The sequence below is a fragment of the Miniphocaeibacter halophilus genome (assembly GCF_016458825.1).
GTDB classification, from domain to species: domain Bacteria; phylum Bacillota; class Clostridia; order Tissierellales; family Peptoniphilaceae; genus Miniphocaeibacter; species Miniphocaeibacter halophilus.
The window spans coordinates 123217-146369 of the sequence record NZ_CP066744.1; the positions used below are offsets into that span (position 1 = coordinate 123217).

Below are 23153 nucleotides of genomic sequence, written 5' to 3' on the forward strand. Positions count from 1 at the left end.
ACCTTTTCTTCTCCTAATTAAATTTTACATAAAAAAATGCAAATACCCTGTTGCATAAGCAACAAAATATTTGCGTTTTCAATGTTTTATAATATTTCAAAGGTATTTTTAGAAAAATCTATTATTTTTTCTTTTTTCATCTGAGCTAATTCCCTCGATAAAGCACTTCTATTAACTCCCAAATACTCCGATAGTTCATTTCTTCCCATTGGTAAAACAAAGCTCTTCTCTCCGGAAATTTGAGCTATCTGAGATAAATAGGTCATAATTTTTTCCCTAATAGTTCTTTTACTTAATATGTCCACCTTTTCTATAAGTTGAATATTCTTTTTTGCAATTTCTGTAACCATATTTTCAATTAATCTATTATGAAATTGACATGAGTTTTTACAGGTCTTTAAAACCCTGGAAAAAGGTAAAAAGATAATTTCACAATCTGTATTAGCATAAAAAGAAACACTACTTGTTAAAATATCACTACATATATAGCTTTCTCCAAATATTTCCCCTCTATTCATTATCATAAAAATTGATTTATTCCCCCAATAATCCTCTTTTATCATATGAACAGTTCCTTTATAAATTAAGCCAATATTATTTAATTCATTACCATCAAAATATATATATTCATTTTTATAATATTTTTTGGAATAAATACCAATACAGTTAAACATTGGCTTCATCTCGTCTTCAAGTATTCCCTTAAATATATCATAGTTTAATAAAGATTTGAAATCCTTCATTTTTTACCTCATATTATATTAAAATCCTTTACTATAGTATATCATTTAAAGAGATATATAATTATTTAATATAATAGCTTATTGGTTATTTTTATTTTCAAAATATTTCTCTATGTTTTCAATAACTTTTTTACTCAATCTATCAAAGGCTTGTTTTGTTCTTCCAGATGAAACATTCATACAGTTAACATTTGGATGAGTTAATAATTTTTCATCTCCTAAGGCTCCTAAAGAATCACAGAAAAATTCATTATTTCCATTATCTAGCCAGTTTTTTAGTGCTTCAATATCATGAGAAGGACCTATTGAGGTATTAAACATAATCTTACCATTTCCAAATTTTTCAAATTCCTTTTCCTTCATTAAAATAATATTTTTATTTAAACAGGTAAAAATCACATCTACTTCCTTTAGAAGATTATCTAAGGGTAAATATTTTATTCCTTTTTCTTCTTCTTCTTTTTTTCTAGTCCTGCTGAAATAATATAAATCCCCTCCCATATACTTTAATGTATTGGCAATCATAGAGCCGGATGTTCCAAGTCCTATTACCCCAACTTTTAAATCTGTAATTTCCAAAGGAAGTTCCTTCCACTGTTTTTCTCCAAAGCCATGTAAATATCTAATAAGTTCACTTAGTACGTACTCAACAACGCCTTCATCGCCATAATCCCTAATTCCATAAACAACAATCCCTTTTTTATTTGCTGTTAGAATATCGACATTTGCACTTTCCGGTGAATATAGACTACAACACATTCCTATATATTTTATATTTGGACATTTATCCAATATGTTTTTTCCTATAGTACTTGTGTAGCTAAGCAATACGCCGTCAGCATCGCCTATTCGCTTAATTATTTCTTCCTCATCTTTTGGAATATCATTATATATAACAACTTCCTTAGCGTAATTATATAGTTTTTTCTCTGCCTCCGGAATTAAGCTTACCGGTTCTATTACAACTAATTTTTCAAACATATATCCTCCTAAAATACAATTGGCGAAACAATATTTTGAAGTATAAATACTACGCTCCACCCAGCTATATCGCTGGTTTTAGAGTAAATATTTAAATCTGTTTTCACTTCTTCGCCTTCAATTTCAATCTTATATTCATCGCCTTTAAAATTTGGTAATGCATCTATTTTCATCTTTGTGTTCTCTGGTCCTGCACTGGCAAGAGCCGTTGCTATTGCTACATTTACATGGGTTGGCAATATTTCAATTGCTTCCTTTGTAGTTCCTGTAAACACCTGTTCTTTTTCTCTAATATCCAATAAACCACCCCTATAAAGTGGTGTTTTTTCTAATGATTTCGGGGATTTTTTAGAACTTATTTTAGCTGTAATAGGACTCATTAACGATGCTGTTCTCAGTACATCAAATCCACCAACTGCACCACTGGCAATATAAACCTTTTTATTATTTTCAAAAGCAGTATTTTTTATTTGTTCATAAAATTCACTATCGGCAAAAGCTCCTATTGATAATACTACAAGACTTGCTCCGTTTTTTAAAATCCTTTCACCATAGTTTTTTACTGCTTCAACTGATGCAGCTTCTGCTACAAAATCCGGATTTAAAGATAATAATTGGTCAATATTATTACAGGGAGTACAGTTATATTTCTTTGAAAATTCAACTACCTTGTCAGAATTTCTTCCTAAGGCTCCTACAAGTTCATATTCTGGAAGATATCCATCCTTTAAAGCCCTTGCTACGATTTCATTTAGGTGACCACAGCCTAGTAATGCTAATTTTAGTTTTTCCATATTTCGCTCCTTAATATTTAATATACATATATATTATCATTTCAAACTATAATTAAATATATATTTTTCCATATAAAAAGTGCATCTCAAAGTTAATTTATTTTAACTCTTAGATGCACTTATTATAATATATAACTTTTTATTTTGTAATCTCTTGAAGAAATACATCTGCCTGCTTTTTGTCTAAATTAAATAATAAAATATAATCCAGTATATGTGAATAGGTATTTTTACCAATTAATTTATTAGCAAAGGCCATTGCTGCAATTTCTCCTAGATAAACAATATTAGACCTTCTTGTATATTTTAAAATACTCCATAATTCGATTTTATAGGTATTTATAAATAAATTTGGATTTTTGTACTCTACATAATGAAATAGTTCATGGGCTAATACAACTTTTTCAATATATTCTTTATTAATAGAAATATCGGTATATTTTTCGAAAAAATTGAAAGCACCCTCTATTGAATTATTATATATGACTATTTTATTCGGTTCTTCAAAGTATCCATAATAGCCAGTTTCTGAACTATCAGTAAAAACAATATTCAAATTCATCTCTTTTACAATATTAAATATGTCGTCATTATTATATTTACCTAATATTTTATTTGCTTCATCTTCTCCACACTTAACAGATTTAGATATTAAATAATCTACTGTGTCTTCATCTATTTTTTTTCTTATAGGATCTTGATTTAGCAAATATCTATAGTAATCATAATCGGATACTTCTAATAATCTAATTATTTCTTCTTTCATTTATAGATCATTTCTTGCTGAAATTAATATTATCTCCTCATTAGAAGGTCTTGTTATTAACTCTGAATCCATTACCATATGCATTTGTTCAAGTGATGCCATTCCTTCATAATCTATTACCTTAGCACCTATACACATATAGAAATCTGGAGATAATTTTATATCTGATTTATAAACTGACATTTCTTCCCAAAGTTTGTCTGTTAATGCTCTTACTCCTGCTGCTGTAGTTGCAACAGCATCTCCGTCAGACCTTTGTATTTTAACAAATCCCTTTTTATCTACCACTCTAATTTCCGTAGTTTTTTGTTTTTCATAACCTACTACATAGAAATGAGAATTTTTAGCAAGTATTTCTACCTTTGAAGCATCTACTTGCATTGAATCTGCGGCAATTTGCTTAGCTTCTTCATCTTCTATGGATTTAGACAGGTCTTGGGTTTGAATTTCTGTAGAACCTGTTGCTATTGCTCTAACTTTAGATGTTTGTGAATCAATTTCTATTTGAATCTCAACACTTTCAGCAGTTGCCCCTGATTTAATAGCCATATCTGTTGCTTCTCTTCTAATATCCGCTAAATCATCTGGAGTCGGATCAGGAATAACCCTTTCAACTACATCTCTAACCATAGCTAAAGCAACTCCTATAGATGAAATTACCTCTGCATTATCCGCTATTTGATATGGAAGCCCCATTTTGTTTGCTGTAAATGGTAATAGGGTTAAGGCTCCACCGCCACCACCAACTAAAGTTATTTGTTCTCTTTCTATTTTATATTTAGTTGCTAGTTCTTCTATTACCGCTATACAAGTATCTGCTGCATCATCTAATATTGCTTTTGCACAATCTTCAACAGACATATTCAACTCTTTTGCTAAAGCACCTACTGCAATTAAACTGGATTCTTTATTACCAAATGAGAAATCCCCTTCTTTTACTATACCAAGTACTATTGCCGCATCTGTAACAGTTACTGCTACTCTAAATCCATTATCACACTCTATTGCTATATAGTCAGATGGATCATCTTTTAAAGGTTCAATTCTTACTACTTCCGGGTTTTTTAATTTTTCCGGATCTGAATAAGTAGCATAAGGTAAATTAGCTATATGGGCAGATCTAGGACCAACCTTTATAATTTTATTTTTACTAGCTCTTACCATTGAACCACCTGCAACTCCTGAAACATGGACATCTAGGGAGTTAATTAATGTATTTTGACCACCTACTACAGCATAATCAACCATAGGTCTACCATTTTTTATAACACCTATATCTGTACTAGTTCCTCCAACTTCAAAGAAAATACCATTGGAAACCCTTAAATACATCAAGGCCCCTACTGTTGAAGCTGCAGGACCTGATAGCATTGTCAGTACAGGTCTTTTTCTCATTTCCTCTATGTCCATAACTCCACCGTCGCCTCTCATTATCATAAGTGGAGCTTTAATTCCGGCCTTTCTTACTGCTGATTCGGTACTATCTGCTGTTTCAAACATCTTAGGTAATATTGAAGCATTTATAACTGCTGTTCTAGTTCTTCTTGTAAGACCATAGAGTTTACTTATGTCAGAAGCAGCTGTTACTTCTATTCCTCTTTTGGCACCTAGTTTTTTAACTTCTAATTCTTCATCGATATTATCTACACCAAATGTTTTAGTTGCTACAAGTACTTTACAGTTCTCCTGTAACAATTCATCTATTGTTTCGTTAATTTTTACAGAATTAATTTCCTTTAAATTTATATATCTATGTGCTGTTTTTATTTTTCTTTTTCCTGACTCATCTAATTGAATATCCTTAATATTACTTTGAATCTTTGACAAGAATCCAGAAACAACTCCTTGTCCCATTGCAATAATTCCAGTTTTCGCAACGTCACCTTCTAACAATGCATTTGTAGCTTGGGTTGTAGAATGTGCTATAAAGGTTACTTCGTCTGGTGATATTCCATTTTCAGTTAAACATTTTTTAAAGGACTCTACTACTCCTGCTGATACTCCCAATTCATCCTCATGTGTTGTTTTTACAGATCCTATTCCAACTATTTCATAGGTTGAATCATCAATGGCAACAGCTTTTGTATGAGTACCACCAACATCAATACCAACTCTTATTTTTCTATTACTCATTAGATCCTCCTATCTATCCAAAAAAGAAATATACTAATACTATATTAATAATAGCTATTATCCAAGCCCAAATAAATCCTGTTTTCAACAAATCCTTTACAGATACTTTACTGTAGTTTAACGCCCATAAATTCCATGACTGTGTAGGACAAACAGATAGATTCATAGCTATTGTAGGTACATACATTAAACAGAATAAAAATGGAGTTGAAAAGTTTCCTATTGCATTTAATACTCCTACTGTTGCTGCTCCTGCACCAAATATAGTTAAAGGACCTCTAAATAAACCAAATGGTGCTATTATTGCAAATACTAATGCTAATGTTATAGTAGATTTTGGTAATATTCCACCTAGTATGGCTTCAAAATAAGGTGCTGCTACACCGGAAATCTTGTTAAACATAGGTAGAATAAATAAGAATCCCAATAAACTTGCAACATCTATTACACCATCATAGAAAGTTCTAGATATTGTTCTTGAAGCTTGACTAAATCCAGTTAATCTCTTACAGAATATTAATCCCCAAAGTGAACCTACAATAAAGGCAGGTATGGCACTCCAATTCCATATTATTGCCAAAGCCGTTGGTATGATTGGAGTTATCATAGCTATTGTAGGTACATAATCCTCTTCAACAGTATTAACAGCTCTTGCTGCCCAAGCTCTTCTTTTTTTCTTCTTGGTTTTTAGATTGAAAATCAACATAACTGCAATTATTACCAATTGTACTGCCATTGCAGAAAATGCCCATGGGAAATAACTACTGTCATAGTTCATATCTCCAAATATACCTTTCATTTGTGTGAAAAGAACTTGGTTTATGTACATACCACTACCAACACTCATTAAATAACTTGTAACTGCTACCGGTTTTGGAACTCCTAGTGACATAAGAATTGGAAGTACAATAACTCCAATAGCTACAACTGCACCTGCTCCAAATGTAGATGTGAAAATAATTCCAGTTACTACTGAAAGTAAAACAGTTGTTATTAAAGGATCATCTCCACCTAATTCTGTAACAGAACGTATTAGTTTTTTTGCAATTCCTGTTTCAATTAAAATTCTTCCAAACCAGCTACCAAAGATTACATTTACAGCTGTTGCTCCCCAACTTTCCGGTCCACCTTGAAGTATATCTCGCATAGCTGAAGCTTCATCTAAACTTGTTGGATTCCACTTTAAGTTTCCCCCTATCATACATAGAGCTATCCATATTACTGCCATGATGAAAAAACCAACCATTAAATTTCCACCTTTAGCAGCATAATAAATAAGTCCAAAGTATGATATTAATAATAAAATACCAATAAAAATATCCATAAACTCCTCCTTTTTATATATCCAAACTATATTTCTATAGTTTTTTAACCTCTTCCCAAACTGAATCGTCTACATGAACTCCTTCGGTTAAGGCTTTCTTTCTTCTAGCAAGAACTCCTTCTCCCGGATATGTTATTTCCTTGTTTGGATCAATTCTTTCTGCATTTTTCACTTGATTAATTAATCCTTCAGCTATTTTTTCAGTTTCTTCCTTAGTAGAAAAAACATATGGGTCAATAGCTATAAAAACTTGCGAACAACCTGTACAACTACCCTTACCTTCTCTATCCATATCGGCCGCTGTTCTACCTTTACTTAATATACTAGCCATTAAATCCAAGGCTATAGCAAAACCTGAGCCTTTCCAATATCCAATTGGTAAAATTCTTAAAGATTCTTCTATATCTCCCGGAACAGAAGTTAAGTTTCCATCTTTATCAAAACCACCTGGATATGGAAGTTCTTTACCTGCTAATCTTGTAACCTCTAATTTTCCATAGGAATATTGACTTATTGCCATATCTAAAACAAATGGTCTATCCTTATATGGAACAGCAATACAAATAGGGTTATTTCCAATAGTTGGTTTTTTACTTCCCCATACAGGCATTGAAGATTCTGTATTAGTCCAATTTATTCCAATAAAACCATCTTCTACAGTATCCCATGCATATGTACCACCTCTCATCCAATGAGTTGTATTACTTAAAGTTACCAACCCTAATCCATGTTCTTTAGCTAGTTCAACTGCTCTTTTAGAAGCTTTTTTAGCATTTACAATACCAATGCCTAAACCTCCATCATAATGCTCCATAAATCCCCTTGCATTTACTAGTTCCATTTCAGAATTTAAATCGACCCAACCTTTATTAACATAATCAATAAATCTTGGAACCCTATTTAATCCATGGGATTCTACTCCATCTCTGCTGGATTGTGCATGAACTTCTGAGCAAATTTCAGCTTGTTCTTCACTTAATCCGGCATTTAATAAAGCTTTTTTTATTACCGATTTTAATTCTTCAAATTTAACAAACATACTTACCTCCTTTTTGAAATTTTATTTATTTTTGTTAATTTTATCCATTTTTTCAATAGCTTCCCAAAGACCTGTTAAGTATTCTAAACCTAAGGCCCTGTCATATAATCCATACCCTGGTCTACCTTCTTCATCCCAAATCATTCTTCCATGGTCTGGGCGAATATATCCATCAAAGTTCGTATCATAGAAAGCTTTCATAATTTCAAACATATCAAAATCACCTTCTGGTGAAAAATGTGCAGATTCTCTAAATTTTCTATAACCTAAAAATTTAATATTTCTAACATGGGCACAGGCTATTTTATTCTTTTTACCAAAATATCTTACTATTTCAGGTATATTATTGCCCGGATTAGATCCTAATGAACCTGTACACAAACAAATATTATTTGCAGGACTATCTACTAAATTCATAATTTTTTCAAATTGTTCTTTACTATGGGCGATTCTAGGTAAACCAAAAATAGGCCATGCAGGGTCATCTGGATGAACTGCCATTTTTATTCCCACTTCTTCACAAACCGGAATTATTTTTTCTAAAAAATATTTAAAATTCTCAAGTAATTGTTTCTCATCTACTGATTTGTATTTTTCAAGAACTTCGTCTAATTCCTTTAATCTATCCGGTTCCCAACCTGGCAAAGTAAATCCCTTGGAATCCTTTATAGTATTTTCAACTATTTTTTGTGGTGTTAATCCCTTTAGTTCCTCTTCATCATAATATAGTGAATTTGAACCATCCTCTGGTATTTCTCTTGCTAAATCCGTTCTTAACCAGTCAAATACAGGCATAAAATTATAAACTATTACCTTTATTCCATATTCTGCTAAGTTTTTAATTGTTTCAATATAATTTTCAATATATTTTTCTCTACTAGGTAGTCCTAATTTAATATCCTCATGAACATTAACACTTTCTATTACCTCTACTTCTAGTCCATGTTCATGTACATAGTCAACATATTCTTTTATTCTTTCCTTTGTCCATATTTCCCCTGCAGGAATATCATCTAACATGCCCATAATACCTGAGCAATTAGGAATTTGTTTAATATACTTTAATGGTATTTTGTCTGTGTTTTTTCCATACCACCTAAAAGTCATTTTCATAATTACACCTCTAATTTTTATAATTTATTTTTTATATATTAACTTAAACATTTTGTTTCCTTATTATTTCATCTAAAAAACTATTTTCTTCCAGTCTATTTATTTTCTCTTTACTTTCATTATCCATATTAATTAAATCCGGATAATTATCCTTTAACCAAAATTTTTCCTCTACTAATTCTGAAATGTGTTTATTTAATACTTCTATTAAGGAATCCTTATCTCTTTTTTCCATAAATCCAACCATTTCTTTATGTTCTTCCACTAATTCTTCTAAATGTTCCACACCCATAGAAGCTAAGGATAAAAGTCTAATTCTACCATAATGTGCCTGATTATCCGTTATTACCTTCCATATAAATCTTCTATTTGTAGTCTCGAATAATATTTCATGAAATTTATTATCATATTCTAAAAAAGAAATAAAATCATTTTCTTCTATTGCTTTCATTTGTAAATTTATTATTTTTTCATATTTTTCTAAATCAGGCTTTAGATAATCGTTTTCTAAAAAATCTATATACATTTTGTATTCAATACAATGGCGGAGATACCTTTCATCTTCCATCGTTTTTAAATCTATTTTGGTAATTCTAGTTCCAACTTGTGGAATACTCTCTACTAATCCTTCTTCTTCCAAACGAATAATTGCATCTCTAGCCGGAGACCTACTAACATTCATTGACTCGCAAATATCTTTTATACTTATGTTTTTCCCAGGCTTAATATTTAAATTCATTATTTTTGAGTGAAGTTTCATGTAAACTTTTTCACTCATAGTAATTTTTTCTCCCATTTCCCCCTCCATTTTAATACTAGTAATATACTTTATTAAATATTACTATAATATATTATTTGATATATTAACTAATATATTAGTATTAATATGCCAGTTGGTCAAGTATTTTTAATACTTTTTAAGTTTATTTTTGTAATTATTAATTATATTTAATAATTACAATGCTTCTTATACTTTATATTATAGTTTATCTTTACTTAAAACAAAAAATACTAAACTACTTTCGTAGTTTAGTATCTTCATATTTATTGTTATTTAATTTCTTTCAATAATATTATTTATACTTGAACCTGCAGCCACCATTGGATACGCCCAATCATCGTGGTCTATCATACATTCAACTATATTTATTCCATTTTTTAAATCACAATTACAAAGAGCTTTTTCCAATTCTTCTTCGTTAGCTACTTTTCCCGCATAGTTTACTCCATAGGCTTTTGCTAAATATTTAAAATCTAAAGCATCGTAAATATCGGTTTCGGAATATCTTTCATTTTCAAATATCCCCTGCCATTGTCGCACCATTCCTAAGGTGTTGTTATTGAAAACAAAAATTGTAATAGGTATTTTATATGTGCTTAAGGTTAAAACCTCATTATGATTCATTCTAAAAGAACCATCTCCAGTTATTAATATAACTGGCGTTTCCGGTTTTGCAATTTTAGCTCCAATTGCAGCACCTACTCCAAAGCCCATAGTACCCTGTCCACCGGAAGTAATTACTCTATTAGGATATTTAGCTTTCCAGTACATCATTGTCCACATCTGATGTTGACCTACATCTGTAACAACTACGGCTTCATTTGTAAAAATATCCTCAATTTTTTCTATATATCTTTTTGGTAAGAAATTCTCCTCAGACTTTGGTAGCTTTTCATGATTAAAATCCATTTTAAAATGTACATCTTTTAATTCATCTATCATTATTTTTAATATTTCATTAAAATTTCCAAGAATTTCCACTTCTGCTTCAATATTTTTATTAAATTCCGTTCCATCAACATCAATGTGAATTACTTTTGCATTTTCACTAAAGCCTCTTCTGTGACCTATTGCTCTATCGGAAAATCTTACGCCTATTCCCAGTATAACATCTGCCTTATAGACCATCATATTAGTAATTTTCTGACCATGCATACCAACAATTCCATAGGACTTTTCATCGGTCATATCAAATGCTCCCATACCCATTATTGAATTCATAACAGGAATATTTAAATTGTTGGCTAATTTTCTTAAAAGTTCCGATGAGTTACTTCGAATAACCCCACCACCTGCATATATTATTGGTCTTTTAGCATTTTTAATTAGGTCACAAGCCTTTTTAATATTATTAATGTAGTCTAAATGTCTTTCATCTCTGTCTATTCCTAAAGATTTATAATCATAATCTTCAATTTCTTTTTCAAGAACATCTTTTGTTATATCGACAACTACCGGTCCTGGCCTACCGCTTCTAGCAATATTAAAGGCCATTTGTATTGCTTCACCTATTTTATAAGGATCTGTAACTAGAACATTGTATTTAGTAATGCTCATTGTAATTCCTGTTGTATCAACTTCTTGAAAGGAATTTTTCCCTAGAAGCTGTTGTCCTACTTGACCTGTTATTACCACTAAAGGAATAGAGTCCGAGTAGGCTGTTGCAATACCAGTAATTGTGTTTGTAGCACCTGGCCCTGAAGTAGCTATACAAACTCCTGTTTTTCCAGATCTTCTTGCAAAACCATCTGCTGCATGAGTAGCACCTTGTTCGTGACTGGTTCTATATATTTTAAAAGTACCATCTCTATACAAAGCATCAAATAAAGGTATAACAGCTCCTCCAGGATATCCAAACACCGTATTTACACCTTCGGCCTTTAAGCATTTTAATAAAAAATCTGATCCCTTCATAAAATCTCCTTAATCGTTTAAATAAGCATCATTTATAAAGCATGCTCCTTTATCGGCTGAAGAAACATATTCCATATATCTTGCTAAATATCCGTCAACATCTTTAGTTTTAGGAGTAAATTTACTAAGTCTATTTTCTATTTCCTCATCAGATAAATCTACTTTTAAAACTCCATTAGGAATGTCCACTATAATAGTATCTCCATCTTGGACAACGCCTATTGGTCCGCCTTGTGCAGCTTCAGGTGATACATGACCAATAGCAGCTCCTCTGGAACCTCCGGAGAATCTTCCGTCGGTTATTAAGGCAACAGAGGTATCTAATTTCATACCATTTAATGCTGAAGTAGGGGATAGCATCTCTCTCATACCTGGACCGCCTTTTGGACCTTCGTATCGTATAATTATTGCATCACCCGGTTGTATTTCAAGTTTTAAAATTTTCTTATAAGCTTCTTCTTCACTATCAAAAACTCTAGCTTTTAATTTTGCTGTCATCATTTCAGGTAATACGCCTGATGCTTTAACTACAGCTCCATTAGGTGCTAAGTTTCCAAATAATACTTTTATTCCACCAACTGGTGAATATGGATTTTCTATAGTTCTGATTACTCCACCTATATACTTATCTTTAATTAATTCACCAATGGTTTTTAATGATACGGTTTTACAATTTTTATTTATTGTCCCATCTTTTCTGGATAATTGATCCAATACTGCATAAATACCACCACTAGCATAAAGATCTTCTATATAATCTGTACCTGCCGGCGATAATTTACAAAGATTTGGAGTAATATTACTTACTTCATCAATATCGTTTAAAGTTAAAGGTACTTTTGCAGCTTCAGCTATTGCAAGTAGATGTAGTACTGTATTTGTTGAGCAACCTAAAGCCATATCCATTGCTAAAGCATTTTCAAAGGCCTCCAATGTCATAATATCCCTAGGTCTAATATTCTCTTCAACTAATTTCATAATCTGTTGACCTGTTCTTTTAGCAAGAACTTTTCTCGCAGAATAAACAGCTGGAATAGTACCGTTTCCTTCTAAAGCCATACCTAATGATTCTGTTATACAATTCATTGAATTAGCTGTAAACATTCCAGAACATGAACCACAGGTTGGACAAGCATTTCTTTCTATTTCTTCAAATTCTTCTTGATCCATTTGGTGATTTGCTACACTACCTACAGCTTCAAAACTTGAAATCAAGTCTACATCTCTTTTAGTAGTCTTACCTTTTAACATTGGTCCACCACTTACAATAATTGTAGGAATATTAAGTTTTGCTGCTGCTATTAAGGCAGCTGGAACAGTTTTGTCACAGTTTGGAACAATAACTAAACCATCAAATTTATGAGCTTTTACCATAACTTCTATTGTATCTACAATTAATTCTCTAGAAGGTAGGCTAAAGTTCATACCAGTATGATTCATAACTATTCCATCACAAACTGCAATTGAAGGAAATTCAAAAGGTATTCCACCTTCCATGTAGATGCCTTTTTTCACTTCTTCAGTAATTTGACGTAGATGAATATGCCCTGGAACTATTTCATTAAACATATTACAAACGCCTATAAAAGGCTTTTTCATATCCCTTTCATCAACCCCTAAAGCTCTCAAAAGAGATCTATGAGGAGACCTTTCCATACCCTTCTTTATATTATCACTATTCATTAAATCACCTTATTTTCTTTTATTTTTTTATAAATTTCATCATTGATCTTAGTTTCTTACCGGTTTCTACTATTGGATGAGCAAGTTCTTCTTCTACTCTTTGATTATAGTATTTTCTTCCTGTTTTATTTTCTTCAATCCAATTATTAGCAAAAGTTCCATCTTGAACTTCTTTTAATACTTGTTTCATTTCTTTTCTAGTTTCTTCAGTTATAATTCTCTTACTTGTTACATAGTCACCATATTCAGCAGTATCTGAAATTGAATATCTCATATTTTCAAATCCGCCTTCATAAATCAAATCAACAATCAATTTCATTTCATGTAGACATTCGAAATATGCAATTTCTTTTTGATAGCCTGCTTCTACTAAAGTATCGAATCCGGCTTTAATTAGCTCTGTTACCCCACCACATAAAACAGCTTGTTCTCCAAATAGGTCAGTTTCTGTTTCCTCTTTAAAGGTAGTTTCAATAACACCTGCTCTTAATCCACCAATACCTTTTGCATAAGCAAGTGCCTTATCTTTTGCTTTTCCTGAATAATCTTGGAAAATAGCTATTAATGCTGGTACTCCCATACCTTCTTGGTAAACTCTTCTAACTAAATGTCCTGGTCCTTTTGGAGCAACCATAAAAACATCTATATTGTTAGGAGGAACAATTTGTTTGTAATGAATATTAAATCCATGGGCAAATGCTAGAGATTGTCCTTCTCTTAAATATGGAGCAATTTCATTATCATAAACATCCTTTTGTTTCTCATCCGGAAGTAAAATCATTAATACATCAGCTTCTTTTGCACAATCTGAAACTGATTTAACAGTTAAACCATTTTCTTTAGCTTTTTCAATTGACTTAGATCCTTCCCTAAGTCCAACCATTACGTCAACTCCACTTTCCTTTAAATTTAAAGCATGAGCATGACCTTGACTACCATATCCTAAAATTGCAACTTTCTTTCCTTCAAAAACACCTAAATCTCCATCTTTCTCATAAAACATAATATATTTCTCCTCCTAAAAAATTATTGTATTTTTATATCAGCAAGTTTGGATAGAAACAAACGAACATCTTTGTAATTATTTTCATCAATTTTTAAGGTTAAATCATTATCTGCCAAATTAAATTCATTAATCGGTACTCTTCTGTTCCTTAAGACAGACAACACCCTTAAACACGAATCCATTCCATTATCCAGTTTTGCTACCAATATTCTTTCCATTCTATCCATCCTTTCATAAATATAATTATAAAAAAAAACCTTTCATTCCTATGCAACTGCATAGGGACGAAAGATAATTCCGCGGTACCACCCTTTTTGTGTTAAACACCTCTTTTAAAGTTAACGGATTTACCGGATTTTTCTACTACTATTTCAAAAAATCTGCCATAGAGTGAGTAAAATAATAAACCTACTGTTAACTTTCACCAACCGTTAACTCTCTAAAAATATTTTTATTATTTAGGTCTCTATCATTGCATTTGATATTGTTAATATTTTTAATATGTTATCATTTTTTATAACTAAAGTCAACCTATAGTTAAATATTTTTTTTATAATTATGCATATTTAAATGTTATTTATCAACATACTTTTTTATTTCTTGTATGTGTCTGCATAAATATACTGAAATAATTTATATAATTAATTTTATATATTTTAAAAATCACCTTTTAAATATCCTTTATCATTGGAATATGAAGAATAGGAACAAATTCCGGCATAAATGGCTTATCAATTACAATATAATTAAGTTCTTTATAAAAATTCACTGCTGTATCTCTTGATTCTAAAAAGATTTTTTTGTAATTGTTGTTTAAGGCATACTTTTCAGTTTCTAAAACTAATTTTCTCCCTATTCCCAATCCTCTACTATCTTTAGAAACAGCTAGATATTTAATCTGAATTTCATTTTCATCTAGTGGATGTAAAACTATAACTCCCTTTAACTTATTATTTATAAATCCACCAATTAAAATATCAAAACCGTCTTCTAGGGTTAAATCATCTTCCTTTATGCTTCTTCCCCAAGGAATACGTAAAACCTCATCTCTTAAAATAATAGACTCCTTATATTCTTCTGTTCCATATTTTATATACTGTATTTCCATACCACACCTATTTAAATGTATTTTTAATAACTTCCATTAAATTACTACATTGTATGACTTCAATATCCTTAAATTTTTTCAAATCTATTTTAGTCTTAAAAATAAACACTCGTTTATATCCCAACCTACTTAGTTCCTCTATTCTTGTTTCTATTTGTGGTACTCTTTTCAATTCCCCTGTAAGTCCAACTTCCGATATAAATACTGTTTTATTATCTATGCCCTTGTTATAAAAAGCTGAAACAATACTCATGATTATAGCTAAGTTTACAGATTGTTCTGAAAGTCTAATACCACCGGTTGTTTTTATTATGACATTTTTATCATATAAATTAACTCCGCCTCTTTCTTCAAGAATGGATATTAAGGTATTTAATTGATCCTTTCTTAAGCTATCGCCAATTCTTGTAGGATAAGGTAAGAAGGTTTTTGAAACAAGACTTTCAATTTCTACGACCATCATTCTGGAGCCCTCTTTTATCATGGATAAGGCTGAACCTGGTATTGAAGTTTCCCTTTCCGTTACAAAATGGTTATCTATATCCTTAATTTCCTTTATGCCATTTTCTGTCATATTAAATAAACCTATTTCACCTGTTCGTCCAAATCTGTTTTTAGTGGATATCAATACTCGAAGTGGCTCATCTATCTCACCTTCTAAATAAATAACCGTATCCACTAAATGTTCCAAAGTCCTTAGGCCTGCCATTTCATCATTTTTTGTCATATGGCCTATCATAAAAACAGCTTTAGGATTATCCTTGTTTTTTGCTATATCTACCAGTATATTGGCACATTCAATAGTCTGTACCGGAGAGCCAGCTCTTGAATTAAATTCGCTTAAAGTAAATGTTTGAATACTATCTAAAAATATTACATCAGGATTAATCTCCTTTATATTTTTTACAGCAAGGTCCATAGAAGTAGTCGATACTATCCAAATTTCATTGGGGATTTCTTCCATAGTTCTAATTGCCCTTGCTTTTATTTGAGATTCCGATTCCTCTCCTGAAATATATAATACCCTTACTCCCTTTTCTGCTAAGTCATAGGCCATTTCTAAAAATAATGTTGATTTCCCCGCTCCTGGCCTAGCTGTTAGTATGGAAACGGAATCTTTCACAATTCCTCCTCCTAAAACACGATTTAATTCTTCCATTGATGTAATAATTCTTTCACTACTATCTATTACTACATCCTTTAGTTTTAAAGCTACTTTATTTTCTAAATTGTTTTTCCCCGACTTTTTATTTTCAACTATTTCAACTTCTTTTAAAGTTCCCCAAGCTTGACAACTGGGACACTTCCCAGTCCAAGAAACAGTTTCATAATCACATTCTTTACATCTAAATATTTTTTTCTTTTTCATTTCTCTCCTTATTTAAAAAGAACTTCTAAGTTTATATTATAAAAGATATGTTATTAATATTTCTTACTATATAACATATCTTACTATATTACTTGTTAACTTTTCTATTTTTAAATACAAAATATTTACTAAAAAAATAATTTAATATTACTACAATTGCACCAATTAAAAATTTAGCCACTAACCCTTCTATTCCAAAGATTATTTGATCTATTCCAAAAAACATTAAAATTGGAAAGCCTACAATTTCAATTATACCCGTTAATAATCTTCCACCTAAAAACAATGCAAATTCTCTTAAAAGATGAGGAATTTTAAAATTTCTACTATTAAATACAAATATTTTATTAGTAAAAAAGGCAAAAACTACTGCAGAAATCCAAGCAATTATATTTGCAATATTAATATTAAAATTACCGTATTTAACTAGGACACTATAAACCGTTAAATTTACTACTGTAGTAAATATTCCTGTTATTAAATAAATAATTATTGACTTATACTTCTTTATATTTTTAATAATCATGTTCACTTATTTTCACCACTAATATTGTTCTTTAACTCTATATTAAATTAATATATTTTAATTATCCATAATATTAACAGATTTTTCTACTATATATCTATTTCTATTTTTTACTTCATCATAAATTGCAGAAATATACATTCCTATTATACCTAAACTCAACATCGTAATGGAACCTGTAATCAATTGTAATAATATTATAGTTGTAAATCCTCCTAAAGCCTGTCCGGAAAAATATTTATATAGGGAGTGAATTCCTAAAAAAATTGTAAATACAAGAAATAATAATCCTAGAAAGGTAACAATTTGTAATGGAGCTGTGGAAAATGAAACAATATTTCTAATTGCATACTTTATAAGGCCAAATGTTGACCATTTACTATTTCCCGCTGCTCTTTCTTGTACTTGGTAGCCAACGGTTATTGTTTTAAAACCAACCCATGAGGACATTGCTCTAAAAAACATATTTTTTTCAGGTAATGCTATTATTTCATCTACGGCTTTTCTATCTAATAATTTAAAATCAGAGGTTTTTTCCATATCCACTTTAGTTGATATGGACATTAATTTATAAAACAATTTAGAAAACCATTTGTATAATTTATTTTCTTTTCCTCTTTCTAATTTAATGCCTTCTATAACATCATATCCATTTTTCCAAAAACCATACATTTCTATTAAGGTTTCTGGTGGATGTTGTAAATCACTATCAATTACAGCACAACATTTTCCTTTAGCATAATTAAGTCCAGCAAAAATAGCAGATTCTTTACCAAAATTTCTTGAAAATTTTATTCCCTTAATATTTTTATTGTTTTCTCCAATTTTAGAAATTTTATTCCAAGTCTTGTCTTTAGAACCATCGTCAACAAAAACCAATTCGTAGCTAATATTTAATTTATTAACAACTTTTTCTAATTCTTCAACTATTAATTCTATATTTTCCTCTTCATTATAGGCAGGAATTATAATAGACATTTCAGTATTCATCTCTATCTCCAATTTTAATTAATATCTTTTATTCTCATTAACATAATAACATATATTAAATATTTTTTTCTTCAATCTATAATACTCTATTAAACAATTATAACCATCTATAAAATAAATGGTTTAAATAGTATTCTTTTACCTTAGACTATGTTTACTTAAGATTTTAAAGATGTAACTTAAGAAGTAACAATAATTTAATTTTAATTTCCTACCTATTAATTCGTTTTATTTTCTAATTTTCTATCTCTATAATATGTAAATAAAAAAGGGTTGACGAAATACTACTATAGTATTACTTCAACCCCTCTTTTAAATTATATTATTTACTTTCAACCTCAACTGGTTTGTTTTCTTTTTTCTTAAAAGTAACTTTGTCTCCTCTTGTAGAAATAATAATCTCATCTTCTCTTTGAACTTCTTGACTTAAAATTGCCTCAGCCAATTTGTCCTCTATTTTAGTTCGGATTACTCTTTCTAATGGTCTTGCACCATAGGTTTTATCAAACCCCTCTTTACTAACTAAATTGATTAATTTATTGTCATAACTTACTTTTATCTCTAATTTAGCAAGTCTTTCAACCATTTCATTTAACATTATTTCTGCTACTTTCTTAGTATCTTTTTCTGTTAAATTACTAAATACGATTATATCATCAACCCTGTTTAAAAATTCTGGTCTAAAGGTTCTTTTTAATTCTTCAGTAATAATTTCCTTGTTTTTATCATATTCTTCTTTTTCTTCATTTTCTGAAGAAGTAAAACCTAAAGTACTTTTTCTTTCTAAACTATGTGCTCCTACATTTGAAGTCATTATTAATATTGTATTTTTAAAGTTTACTACTTTACCCTTAGAATCTGTTAATCTACCATCATCTAAAACTTGTAATAAAGCATTAAATACATCAGGATGAGCCTTTTCAATTTCATCAAATAATACTACTGAATAAGGCTTTCTTCTTACAGCTTCTGTTAATTGTCCCCCTTCGTCATATCCAACATATCCTGGAGGTGAGCCAATTAATCTTGAAACTGAATGTTTTTCCATATATTCACTCATGTCAATTCTTATCATAGCATCTTCTTCACCAAATAAAGCTTTTGCCAAAGATTTTGCCAAATATGTTTTTCCTACTCCTGTAGGTCCAACAAAAATAAAGGAACCAATTGGTTTATTAGGATCTTTTAACCCTACTCTTGCTCTTTTTATTGCATGGGATACTGATTCTATTGCCTGATCCTGTCCTATTACAGTCTTCTTTAAATCCTTGTCTAAATTCAAGTATTTTTCACTTTCTTCTTTAGTCATAGAAGTAACTGGAACATTTGACCAGTCAGAAACTATATTTGCTATTTCATCAAATCCTACTACCATTTCATGAGTTCTTTTTTTCATCTTCCAAGATTCTTGTGTATTTTTTAACTCTTCTTTTATTTCTTTTATTCTGTCTCTTAATTCTGCTGCTTTTTCAAAATCCTGCATTGCAACAGCTTGATCTTTATTAGTCTGTAATTTTTCCAGTTTAGCTTCTAGCTCTTTTAAATCCGGTGGAGCTACAAAAAATTTAATTCTTATTTTAGATGCTGCTTCATCAATTAAATCTATAGCTTTATCCGGTAGAAATCTATCAGTTAAATATCTATTTGAAAGTTCCACTGCAGCTTCTATTGCCTCATCGTTTATTACTACTTTATGATGGGCTTCATATTTATCCCTTAAGCCCTTTAATATTTCAATAGTATCTTCAACAGTTGGTTCTTCTACTACAATTGGTTGTAATCGTCTTTCCAATGCAGCGTCTTTTTCAATTTGTTTTCTATATTCATCTATTGTAGTAGCACCTATTATTTGTAACTCGCCTCTTGCTAGTACCGGTTTTAATATATTGGCAGCGTCCATTGCCCCTTCAGCACCACCGGCACCAATTATTGTATGGAATTCATCAATAAATAAAACTACATTGTCTTGACTTATTAACTCATCGATTACGCTTTTTATTCTCTCTTCAAAATCCCCTCTATACTTTGTACCGGCTATCATTCCAGCTAGGTCTAAACTTACGATTTCTTTGTCCTTTATTATTTCCGGAACATTACCTTCTACAATTCTTTGGGCTAAACCTTCTGCTATTGCTGTTTTACCAACTCCCGGCTCCCCAATTAGCACTGGATTATTTTTAGTTCTTCTTAAAAGAACTTGTATGATTCTTTCTATTTCCTTATCTCTACCAATAACCGGGTCTATTTTTCCTTCTCTAGCTAATTCATTTAAATCCTTAGCAAATTTATCTATAGCTGAATCACCTTTATTTTGTCTACTTTGCTGATTTGCCTTTTGACTAGCTGAGGCAAAATACTCCCTTAATTCCTTTTTAACCTTATCCTTGTTAACTCCAGTTATATTTAGCATGTAGCTTGAAAAAGAATCATCATCTTCCAATAATGCTAGAAGAATATGTTCTGTTCCTATAAAATTGCTACCTAAACCTCTAGCAACTTCTCTACTTTGCTCCATTAATCTTTTTACCCTTGGAGTTAAATTATCAGGTATCTTGTTAGCATTGCCATAACCTATACTGTTAACTACAACTTGTTTCAAATTTTCATAATTTGCACCGGCGTTAACAAGTATTTCTGTATCTTTACTATTTAATTTCATAAAAGCCAATAAAATATGTTCTGTTCCTATATAATCATGTTTCATTGTATAACTTTCATTTGACGATAGTTTAAGAAGTGTATCTACATTCCCCATGTTTTTGTTATTCATTGATTATCTCCTCCTGTTCGAAGAAATCTCTAATATAATCAGCTCTTAATACATTTTCTTCTTCAAAAGACTTTAAAGAATATTTGTATTTTAATATATTATACTTTTGTACCGATAACATTAAATTTGTTATTTGATTATAATTCAATCTATTATATAATCCTAAGTCTATACCCATTCTTAAAAACGATAAATGTTTTAATGCTTCCCTATCAGAAATAATTCTTGCATATTTTAATGTTCCCAATGCCCTATAAACCTTATCTTTTAAATAATTGGATTTTTGACCAAGTAACTCTCTTCTAATATTTCGTTCTCTTTCTATTATTTTTATTGCTATATTTTCTAATTTATCTATTACTTCAACTTCTGAAAAACCTAAAGTTCTTTGATTTGATATTTGAAACATATCACCTAAAGCGTCACTGCCTTCACCGTAAACTCCTCTAATTGTTAAACCGAGCTTTGCTAGGGAGTCCATTATACCTTGAAGGTAATTTCCAAGCTTTAAAGCAGGTAGATGTAACATTACCGATGCTCTCATACCTGTTCCTGTATTTGTAGGACATGATGTTAAATAACCAAAGTCCTTATCAAAGGCAAAATTTATATTCTCCTCAAGTTTATTATCGGTGACTTTTGCAATTTCAAAAGCTTGATGCAAATCAAACCCCGGTAATAAAACCTGTAGCCTTAAATGGTCTTCCTCATTAATCATTAGGTTCAGAAAGTTTTTTTCATTAATAATATAATAAGAAATATCCTTGTTTTTAATTAGCTCTGGACTAATTAAATGTTCTTCCATTAGCACTCTTCTGTCAATACTATCTATATTTTTTAAAGAAACAACTGTAAATTCCTTATTTTCATCTATATTTTTAATAGCCTTAATAAAGATATCGGAAATTTCTTTTGCCTCTTCTGAATTCATACTATTAGGAAATTTATATTTAGTTAAGTTTCTAGCTAATCTAATTCTTGAACTAATAACTACATCATCATATTCTGTATCTTTTTTTAGTTCTAACCACCTAACCATTTACCTCTCCATCAATTTCACTTAAATCTATTTTTAATTCTTTGATTTCATCTCTAATTTTTGCTGCATTTTCATAATCTTCATTTACTATTAAATCCTTAAGGATTTCTTCTTTTTCTTCTATTTTATCCCTAATTTTAATTAGGCCTTCGTATCTTTCCGGGATTTTTCCCTTATGTTTACTATCACCTTGTGTTTGATTTAATATTTCCTTTACTTCATCTTTAAAATCTTCATAACATTGACTACAACCAAATTTACCCTTTGATATAATCTCTGATAAACTTGTACCACAATTGGAACATTTTTTCTCACCTTTTGTTGTAGTATCTTCTTCTGTCTTGTTTTCCTTACCGGATTTAGTATTTATAATTGAACCTATTAAATCGCTTAATATTTCTTGGAAATATTTAAAATCTCCTTCTCCTAAATCCATATTAGGCATAATATCACTTATATATTTAAAGTAACAATCCTTACATAAACGAATAGTCTTTTTATTGTTATTATCTATAAAATGAATTTCAAAATTAGCATCATTATTACATTTATCGCATTTCATAATTATCCTCCTATCGGAGAAAAGCCAATAGCATATTTCTTAAAATATCAGCTCTTACAATATTCCTATAGTTGATATTAACATTGGTAAGAGCCACATCTTCCAATGCATGTAGTATTAATTGACCTTCCCTTTTACTTAAAATTTCTTCCTCGTATAAACTATTTACTATATTATATGCCATATCCTTAGTTATACTATCACCTATTACATCATTAATTATTTGATCTATTGACGATTCTTCTGTAAAAGTTAGTTTCATTATTTTTATATATCCACTTCCACCTCTTCTACTCTCTATATAATACCCTTTATATGGAGTAAATCTTGTGGTTAATACATAGTTAATTTGAGATGGTGCACAATTAAATTGATTTGCCAAATCATTTCTTCCTATTTCTACTATACCATCTTCTGTTTGTTCAAGTAAATCCTTTATAAATCTTTCTATACTATTACTTAGACCCGCCATACTACACCTCTAACTTTGACTTTCTTTGACTTATTGAATA

General features: G+C 30.3%; 21 protein-coding genes and 1 other annotated feature. All 21 genes read right to left on the minus strand.

Annotated features, from left to right (window positions below):
* Positions 1–86: 86 nt before the first annotated feature.
* Positions 87–743, minus strand: a complete 657-nt coding sequence (locus tag JFY71_RS00625) for a Crp/Fnr family transcriptional regulator (RefSeq protein ID WP_243661117.1) — start codon at positions 741–743, stop codon at positions 87–89.
* 78 nt (positions 744–821) lie between these two features.
* Positions 822–1724 carry a D-isomer specific 2-hydroxyacid dehydrogenase family protein gene (locus JFY71_RS00630; protein ID WP_243661118.1) on the minus strand — a complete coding sequence of 301 codons (903 nt, stop codon included), beginning with the start codon at positions 1722–1724 and terminating at the stop codon, positions 822–824.
* Positions 1725–1732: 8 nt separating this feature from the next.
* Entirely contained in the window at positions 1733–2518 is a 786-nt protein-coding gene (locus JFY71_RS00635; protein ID WP_243661119.1) for an aspartate dehydrogenase domain-containing protein, read from the minus strand.
* A 139-nt stretch (positions 2519–2657) separates the two neighbouring features.
* A complete protein-coding gene (locus JFY71_RS00640; RefSeq protein WP_243661120.1) occupies positions 2658–3284 on the minus strand; it encodes a hypothetical protein in 627 nt (208 codons plus the stop codon).
* On the minus strand, positions 3285–5417 hold the full coding sequence (locus tag JFY71_RS00645) for a hydantoinase/oxoprolinase family protein (protein WP_243661121.1): 2133 nt from the start codon (positions 5415–5417) through the stop codon (positions 3285–3287).
* Between the two features lie 13 nt (positions 5418–5430).
* A complete protein-coding gene (locus tag JFY71_RS00650) occupies positions 5431–6741 on the minus strand; it encodes a citrate transporter (protein ID WP_243661122.1) in 1311 nt (436 codons plus the stop codon).
* A gap of 34 nt (positions 6742–6775) precedes the next feature.
* Positions 6776–7780, minus strand: a complete 1005-nt coding sequence (gene yiaK / locus JFY71_RS00655) for a 3-dehydro-L-gulonate 2-dehydrogenase (protein ID WP_243661123.1) — start codon at positions 7778–7780, stop codon at positions 6776–6778.
* A gap of 21 nt (positions 7781–7801) precedes the next feature.
* Positions 7802–8893, minus strand: a complete 1092-nt coding sequence (uxuA, locus tag JFY71_RS00660) for a mannonate dehydratase (RefSeq protein WP_243661124.1) — start codon at positions 8891–8893, stop codon at positions 7802–7804.
* Positions 8894–8936: 43 nt separating this feature from the next.
* Entirely contained in the window at positions 8937–9689 is a 753-nt protein-coding gene (locus JFY71_RS00665) for a GntR family transcriptional regulator (RefSeq protein WP_243661125.1), read from the minus strand.
* Between the two features lie 258 nt (positions 9690–9947).
* Positions 9948–11588 (minus strand): biosynthetic-type acetolactate synthase large subunit, encoded by a 1641-nt coding sequence (gene ilvB / locus JFY71_RS00670; protein WP_243661126.1) that lies wholly within the window; start codon positions 11586–11588, stop codon positions 9948–9950.
* Between the two features lie 9 nt (positions 11589–11597).
* Positions 11598–13271, minus strand: a complete 1674-nt coding sequence (gene ilvD / locus JFY71_RS00675) for a dihydroxy-acid dehydratase (RefSeq protein WP_243661127.1) — start codon at positions 13269–13271, stop codon at positions 11598–11600.
* Between the two features lie 19 nt (positions 13272–13290).
* The gene (ilvC, locus tag JFY71_RS00680) at positions 13291–14274 is read right to left on the minus strand and encodes a ketol-acid reductoisomerase (protein ID WP_243661128.1); all 984 of its coding nucleotides are present in this window, start codon (positions 14272–14274) and stop codon (positions 13291–13293) included.
* Positions 14275–14297: 23 nt separating this feature from the next.
* Positions 14298–14495, minus strand: coding sequence for a hypothetical protein (locus tag JFY71_RS00685; RefSeq protein WP_243661129.1), 198 nt, complete (start codon positions 14493–14495; stop codon positions 14298–14300).
* Positions 14496–14554: 59 nt separating this feature from the next.
* Positions 14555–14759: a binding site (T-box leader), on the minus strand.
* 188 nt (positions 14760–14947) lie between these two features.
* Entirely contained in the window at positions 14948–15385 is a 438-nt protein-coding gene (locus tag JFY71_RS00690) for a GNAT family N-acetyltransferase (RefSeq protein ID WP_243661130.1), read from the minus strand.
* A 7-nt stretch (positions 15386–15392) separates the two neighbouring features.
* Positions 15393–16754: a DNA repair protein RadA gene (radA, locus tag JFY71_RS00695; RefSeq protein WP_243661131.1), complete on the minus strand. Its 1362-nt coding sequence runs from the start codon at positions 16752–16754 to the stop codon at positions 15393–15395.
* An 88-nt stretch (positions 16755–16842) separates the two neighbouring features.
* Positions 16843–17280, minus strand: coding sequence for a GtrA family protein (locus JFY71_RS00700; protein ID WP_243662113.1), 438 nt, complete (start codon positions 17278–17280; stop codon positions 16843–16845).
* Positions 17281–17337: 57 nt separating this feature from the next.
* On the minus strand, positions 17338–18270 hold the full coding sequence (locus JFY71_RS00705) for a glycosyltransferase family 2 protein (RefSeq protein ID WP_243661132.1): 933 nt from the start codon (positions 18268–18270) through the stop codon (positions 17338–17340).
* A gap of 322 nt (positions 18271–18592) precedes the next feature.
* A complete protein-coding gene (locus JFY71_RS00710) occupies positions 18593–21040 on the minus strand; it encodes an ATP-dependent Clp protease ATP-binding subunit (RefSeq protein WP_243661133.1) in 2448 nt (815 codons plus the stop codon).
* Complete coding sequence (locus tag JFY71_RS00715; protein WP_243661134.1) at positions 21033–22079, minus strand: protein arginine kinase; 1047 nt, start codon at positions 22077–22079, stop codon at positions 21033–21035. The genes JFY71_RS00710 and JFY71_RS00715 overlap by 8 nt, the downstream gene beginning before the upstream one ends.
* Positions 22072–22641 (minus strand): hypothetical protein, encoded by a 570-nt coding sequence (locus tag JFY71_RS00720; protein ID WP_243661135.1) that lies wholly within the window; start codon positions 22639–22641, stop codon positions 22072–22074. The genes JFY71_RS00715 and JFY71_RS00720 overlap by 8 nt, the downstream gene beginning before the upstream one ends.
* Before the next feature lie 10 nt (positions 22642–22651).
* Positions 22652–23113, minus strand: coding sequence for a CtsR family transcriptional regulator (locus JFY71_RS00725; protein WP_243661136.1), 462 nt, complete (start codon positions 23111–23113; stop codon positions 22652–22654).
* Positions 23114–23153 lie beyond the last annotated feature (40 nt).